Raw genomic sequence first — 5,780 nt, forward strand, 5'->3', positions numbered from 1 at the left:
GCCGTCATTGAGTCAATCCATTCGGTTTCCGCAAGTCCTGGTCACGCACTCCCGCATTCCCGGCTGTTTCTCCCCCGAGCCCGCGTTCGCCTGCGTGCGATCATCGACCGGGGATGTGAAAAGGGCTTCCGCGCGTTCAAGGGTCGTGCCCGCTATCTCGACGCTGCGGGAATGCGCTGCACCGGCGCTGCCGCTTCCCAGCCAGCCTTGCTCTTCAACCTCCGCTGAGCTATCATCGCTGAAGCGGAACTGCGGGTTGCGTCACCCGTCGGTGCCCACAGGTGGGAGGTGCTCGACGCACCTGATCTTACGTCCATGCCGCTGCTCGCGGCTGGGGCGCCCCTGTGCGTAACCCTTGGAGCCGCGGCCAAGCTCGGCGCAGGACGTCACAGCCGTACGGCCCGGGTTGACCGCAAGAACGAGCAAGGTAGGTATCGGATCGTGAGCAAGCATCTTCCCGCCGTCTTCTTCACCGTGATCGTGGCCTGTATCGTCACGTGCAATACGGCGACCGCCACGGTTCTCGTCCCGCTCGATTTCCCGGAACTGGTCGCGCAGTCGGACCGAGTGTTCGTCGGCGTGGTCAGCGATGTGGTGAGCGAGGCGAGCACGGACGGCTCTGGAGCCTTGACCCGCGCGGTTTTTCAGCCCACCAGCCACGTCAAAGGCCCGGTGACGGGCGACCCCATCGTGGTCGAGAAGACCGGCGGACCGTGCGGAGACGTGGTGCAAGTCGTCTGCGGCAGCCCGGACTTCACGCCCGGCGAAACCGCCTTGATGTTCGTCAGGCAAACCGGCCGAGGAACCTACTGGACGGTTGGCATGATGCAGGGCAAGTTTGCGGTCAGGAACGGCGTGGTTGCGAGGAACCGGCGGCCGCTGGACGAAGTGGCTCAGGCCCTGCGCGCACTCGCGGCGGGACGCGCCGCGTCCCTGCCGACCGGCGATCTCGCGGACGAGCCGACGGTCGGGACGCGGTACATAGCCGGGGACAAATGGCAGTACACGACCCCGATACCGTTTTATGTGAACACGACGGGCAGCGGCGCATCGGGTGCGCTGACCGCTGTGCAGAACGCATTCCTGGAGTGGAACCCGGTGAGCCGCTCGAAGTTCCAGTTCCAATACGGCGGCACCACGACGAACAGCGGGGCGAACTACGACGACGGGCAGAACGTCGTTAGCTGGACTACGCTGCCGCCCGAGTACAGCGGAGCCATCGCGCTTGCCACCTGGTGGATCAGCGGGCAGGGGTGGATCGTGCAGTGCGACACGCAATTCGACATCAGCGAGTCGTGGTCTGCGAGCGCCGGTCCATCGGCATACGACATCCAAAACGTCGGGGCTCACGAGGCCGGCCACTGGCTGAGCCTGGGCGATCTGTTCGACACACAACACCAGTGGAAGACGATGTACAGCTACTGCGCGTGGAGCGAGACTATCAAGCGGACTCTGCATCGCGACGATATGGACGGGATCGCATCCTTGTATCCGGCGGCGATCTCGGTCTCCTACACGGGGCCGACGCCGACAAGCGTGGAGGTCGGCGAAACCGTGAGCCTGCAGGTGACAGTCACCAACACGAGCAGTTACCCGATCTACGACCTGTGGCTCGACGTGGACATCTTGAGCCCGACCAGCCAGAAGGTCGAGAACACAAAAACGCCTGTCGCCGATCCCGACACCGGCCACATCGGTCTCATAGACTTCGGCTCCGCGCAAGGGCTGACGCTTGCCGCTGGTGGCTCGCGGACCTTCACCGCCAGTTACACTTTCGATACGAGCGTGACCGCCCATGATTATGCGCCCGGCGCGTACCAGTACAAGTTCGCCGCATGGGCAGACGGCTACCCGGGCAAGCTGACCGAGGACGCGTGGGAGATATCGACCGCGGTCGGCGCGATACAGAACAGACCGCTGACGATCACGCAGGCCCCGACCGGTATCGCAGGCCAGGTGCGCGTGCGTGGCACGACGACAAACATCGCAGGTGCCACGGTCAAGGCCTATCTCGGCGGCGTACTTAAGGGCTCGGCAGTGACGGCCGCCAACGGGCTGTATACGATACCTGACGTGCCGCCCGGCGAGTACGTCGTGTCGGCGGCCAAGGCGGGGTACGTCACTCAGACGAAGGCCGGGATCACCGTCAACCTCGGCGAGACCGCCTACGTGAACTTCGGCCTCGAGGTGTCCGGGGCGCTCATGGGCCAGGTACGCGAGTGGGGGACGACGACGAACATACCCAACGCGACCGTTTCCGCTTATCTCGGCGGCCAACTACAAGCGGTCGCCACGACGGACAGCCGCGGCATCTACTCCATAGCCGCCGACCTCCCTGCGGGAAGCTACACTGTATCCGCCGCCAAGGCCGACTACCGGACGCAAACCAAGGGGCCGGTCAGCGTCGTCGCGAGTGACACGAGCTACGTCAACTTCTCGCTCGAGCCGTACGCCCCGCTGAAGGGTCAAGTCAAGGATAGCGCGACAGGCCTGCCGCTGGCGGGCGCCGCGGTGAACGTGTATGACGGAGACACATGGGTCGCGACGACCCTCAGCCAAGCGCCGTACGGCATCTACTCATTCGGTGAGGAACTGCCCGCCGGCACATACAAGATCAGCGCTTCGCGTGACGGCTACGTGCGTCAGACGAAGTGGAACGTCGTAGTGACCGGCGGGGCGACGGCATACGTCAACTTCGCGCTGGGCATTTCGGGCACGCTCAAGGGGCAGGTCAAGGACGCGGCCTTGAATGCGCCGCTGCCCGGCGCCGCAGTTGACGTATTCGACTACGGCGCCGTGTGGGCGAGCGGCACCAGCCAGCCGCCCTGGGGCATCTACGAGATCAAACGCGATCTCGCGGCCGGCTTATATCTCGTGCGCGCCTCGAAGCAGGGCTACGTGCGGCAGTACAAATGGAATATCGGCGTGACGCCCGGGGCGACGACGTTTCTCAACTTCAACCTGCAACCTTCCGGGGGGCTGATGGGCCAGGTCAAGGATAAGGTGAGCGGCACGCCGATTGTCGGGGCCACCGTCAAAGCGTACTCCGGCGGGCTGCTGTGGGCGACGGCGACGACGACGGCGCCCTACGGCGTGTACTACATTGACAGCGACCTGCCGGCAGGCACGTTCACGGTGCAGGCGAGCAAGGCAGGCTACCTGCCGCAGACCAAGGCCGGCATAGCGGTGACTGCCGGGGCAACGAGCTACGCCAACTTCTTCCTGCTCCACGAATAGGCCGGCCGCAGGGGTCGGGGTAATCTGCCAGCGTGTGCATTTCCGCCTAACGCGATGGCGCTCAGGCGCGATCGGCACCGCGGGCTGTGATCGCCGCCTACCCCTTCACCGCTCCGAGTTGGATGCCGCGAACGATGAACCTCTGCGCCACGACGAAGAGGATCACGAGCGGGATGATGTTCATGACACTTGCCGCCATGATCAGGTTCGTCTGACGGCCGTAGATCGTGTCGAAGTAGAGCATGCCGATGGGCAAGGTACGCAGGTGCTCGCTCTTGATCAGAATGAGCGGCCAGAAGAACGACCCGTAGTTGCCGAGGAAAGTGAAGATCGCCAGCGTCACCAGCCCCGCCCGCGACAGCGGCATGATGACGTTCCAGAAGATGCTCCACGGCCCCGCCCCGTCCATCGCCGCCGCCTCGTCGAGGGACGGCGGGATGGTCAGCATGAACTGACGCAGCAGGAATGTCCCGAAGGCGCTGAACGACGCCGGCACGATGAGCCCGAGGTAGCTGTCGAGCAGGTGCAGCTTGACCATCAGCGCGTAGTTCGGAATCATCACGACCACGCCGGGAATCATCAGCGTCGCGAGGTAAAGGCGGAAGACCCCATCGCGCCACCGCCAGCGCAACCGCGCGAAGGCGTAGGCCGCCATCGCGCTGGTGAGGCACTGCAGGAACGTCACCCACGCGGCGATGAACAGGCTGTTGAAGTAATAGCGGGCGAAGGGGATCTGCTCGAAGACCTTCAGGTAGTTCTCGGGGCGCCAGACCGTCGGCAGCGGGTTGAGTTGTTCCACCTCGACGAGCGGCTTGAAGCTCGCGAGCACCATCCACATGAACGGCACGAGCATGGTCACGGCCATGATCCCGAGCACGACATGACTGACGCCGAAGCGTCCGCGCCGATACCACCACGCGCGGAAGCCCGCCGGCCTCTCCCCCACCCTAGCTGTTTGCTCGATGCTCAATAGCTCAACTCGCGATGGCCAAGCCGCCAGTTCACGACGGTGATGACGAAGATGAAGGAGAACAGAATCCACGACAGCGCCGAGGCATACCCGATCTGAAACTCCTCGAACGCCTTGGTGTAGATGTAGTACGCGATGGTCGTCGTGGTGCCGGCCGGTCCGCCCTGCGTCATCACCCGCGCCTGCTCGAAGCCGCCCTGGAGGCCGCCGATGAAGCTCATAACGACGATGAAGAAGGTCGTCGGCGCGAGCTGCGGCCACGTGACGTGACGGAAAACGGCCCAACTTCCGGCGCCGTCGAGCTGCGCCGCTTCCACCAATTCCTCGGGGATGTTGCTGATACCCGCGATGTAGAGCAGCATGTTGTTGCCGCCGATGGCGATCCAGATGCCCATAATGATCAGCGCATCGCGCGCGCCGAGCCCCCACTGGCCAGCCGCGAAACGCACCTGCTCGACCCCCAGGCTCAACAGGTTCTTGGTGGACAGCAGCCATACCGGCGCCGTCACGCCGCTGCCGCCGAGCGCGCCCAGGACCCGATTCAGATCAAACGTGTCGAGCGCCCAGTTGATCGCCGCGTTGATCGGCCCGAAGTCGGGGTTGTAGAGCGCCTTCCACAGAATCATGATCGCGACGCCGGCGGTGAACGTCGGCAGGTAGAACAGCGTGCGGTACACCACGATCCCGCGCAGGCGCTGGCTCAGCAGCACCGCCAGAAACAGCGACCCCGCGATGGCGATCGGCATCCCGAGCATCAGGTAAGCGGTGTTGACGAAGTAGAGCCAGAAGTCCGGGTCGTGCATCAGCTCCACGAAATTACCGAACGGAATCCACTGGAAGGGGATGGTGCGCTGAAGATTCCAGTTGGAGAAGCTCATCCCAAGCGAGAACAGGACCGGCCCCGCGGTAAACACCACGAAGCCCATGAAGTTCGGGAGCAGGAAACCGATCGCGGCCAGCAGCTCGTATCGGCGAGTTTTCACTCCGGTCGGTCTCTCCCCGTGAGTTTCCGATAGGCGGCGCGCAGCGTCGGGTCGCGTTCGAGATTGTCCGCGATCTCCTCGTTCACTTTGCGCGCGGCGTCGCGCAGGGCGGCCGCGACGGGCTTCTGGTCATTCTTCACCAGGTCGAGTTGCTTGTTCAAGATGCGCGCCGCAGCCTGGCCGTTAACGAACGGGCTGATGTCCTCGGGCTGCGCGTACTGCATCACGTCGCGCCACACCGCATTGAAATCCTCTTCGGGATACTCCGGGTCATGGAGGAACTCGGGCGTGTAGGTATAGCGAATCACGGGCGACAGGGCGTCGGCTTGGTGGTTGATGATGTCGTTGTACGGCTTGCCCGCCTCGTACCGTAGGAACTCCAGGGCGTGGTGGCGGCGCGGGCTGTTGCGGTTGACGAGCGTCGCGCGCCCGTACCCGCGGAACACGCGAATTCTCCCGTACGGGCACTCAGCCACGCCCAGGCGCAGGCCTTCGTAGCTGCGCATCGTGCACAGCCACCAGCGGCCGCCGAGCGCCATCGCCCCTTTGCCGCCGGCGAAGAACGTGATCGTCCCAGAACCCCACCCGCC

General features: G+C 64.4%; 5 protein-coding genes. 2 read left to right on the forward strand and 3 right to left on the reverse strand.

Annotation, left to right across the window (positions count from 1 at the left end):
• Together JSV65_18935 and JSV65_18940 are read left to right on the forward strand one after the other, a co-directional pair.
• The coding region (locus tag JSV65_18935; protein ID UCH34568.1) for a hypothetical protein at positions 1–228 on the forward strand (228 nt) is incomplete at its 5' end.
• A gap of 213 nt (positions 229–441) precedes the next feature.
• Positions 442–3,237, forward strand: a complete 2,796-nt coding sequence (locus JSV65_18940; GenBank protein UCH34569.1) for a carboxypeptidase regulatory-like domain-containing protein — start codon at positions 442–444, stop codon at positions 3,235–3,237.
• A gap of 97 nt (positions 3,238–3,334) precedes the next feature.
• On the opposite strand, the gene JSV65_18945 is transcribed toward JSV65_18940, so the two are convergent.
• The 3 genes from JSV65_18945 to JSV65_18955 form a co-directional block, all read right to left on the reverse strand.
• On the reverse strand, positions 3,335–4,207 hold the full coding sequence (locus tag JSV65_18945; GenBank protein UCH34570.1) for a carbohydrate ABC transporter permease: 873 nt from the start codon (positions 4,205–4,207) through the stop codon (positions 3,335–3,337).
• On the reverse strand, positions 4,204–5,190 hold the full coding sequence (locus tag JSV65_18950) for a sugar ABC transporter permease (protein UCH34571.1): 987 nt from the start codon (positions 5,188–5,190) through the stop codon (positions 4,204–4,206). Before JSV65_18950 ends, JSV65_18945 begins: the two co-directional genes overlap by 4 nt.
• Positions 5,187–5,780, reverse strand: a 594-nt coding sequence (locus tag JSV65_18955; protein ID UCH34572.1) for a hypothetical protein, incomplete at its 5' end; no start/stop codon positions are given. The genes JSV65_18950 and JSV65_18955, both read right to left, overlap by 4 nt.

The organism is Armatimonadota bacterium, from assembly GCA_020354555.1.
Lineage (GTDB): Bacteria > Armatimonadota > Hebobacteria.